Source organism: Neisseria sp. 19428wB4_WF04 (genome assembly GCF_015235335.1).
In the GTDB taxonomy this organism is placed as follows: Bacteria; Pseudomonadota; Gammaproteobacteria; order Burkholderiales; family Neisseriaceae; genus Neisseria; species Neisseria musculi.
Genome location: NZ_JADGLG010000126.1, coordinates 1 through 837, shown reverse-complemented (window position 1 = coordinate 837; position 837 = coordinate 1). Strand labels below are relative to the sequence as shown.

1 protein-coding gene is annotated in these 837 nt (G+C 50.4%); it reads right to left on the bottom strand.

Translation table 11 applies throughout. The features are described from left to right. A partial coding sequence (locus tag IR141_RS12585; protein WP_135037779.1) for a DUF935 family protein occupies positions 1–533 on the bottom strand: 533 nt, incomplete at its 3' end. Positions 534–837 lie beyond the last annotated feature (304 nt).

Below are 837 nucleotides of genomic sequence, written 5' to 3'. Positions count from 1 at the left end.
AGGCCCGATAAAAATATCAGCCTGGCCAGCTCGTTTTGCAGGTCGGCATCGTCCATGTTCGGGAAGGCTTCGGCCAGACGGTCGAGCAGGTTGTCGGCGGTTTCGCCTTTTTTCAGTTCGGCCACCAGCGCATCGGTCAGAGCTCGGCCTTGTTCGTTCAGACGGCCGGCATCGGGTGCGAGGGTGTCGATAACGGTGCCGGCATCGGCCGGAACCGGCAAGCCCTCGGCAAATTCGGGAACATCGGCCTGCTTGGGCAAAAGTGGCGGTGCCGCAACTTTCAGGGCGGCGGCATCAACCGAAACAACGTCATCGTCCGACAGGTTGTAGGCACGTTTCCAATAGCCCTCACTGAGTTTTACGCCGCAATTGACCAGAATTTGGTCGCGTTCGGCCAATTCTTTGTCGCCTTCTTCCGGCTCATACAGCACAAATTTCGGGCGCGGACTGTTTTGGCTGAAGTTCAAGTCCGTTATCCAGATTAATTGGTTGAAGCAGCCATCGACGATGCGGCAGTCGTTGTCGCGTAACATCAATAAACAATATCGAATACAAAAGCTCCCCGCAAAAGCAGGGCACGGCTTTGTTGTTGCTAATTGAATACACAAGCGGTGTTGATGCTTTGATACACTATCTTTCTATGTGATATCAGTGCAGCCATTGGGAAGGCTAGGAAATATATTGCTGTGGAGGGGCGTACTTAAAATTAAGGGGCTTAGGAAGCAAAATTAGCCCAAGGGTCGATTTCTCAGTATTTTAAGCAAGACTAATACAGATCATCATGCCTGTGATTGAAGCGAAATTAGGTTTCCTTTAAGTGTAATAAAAAGTCTGTTT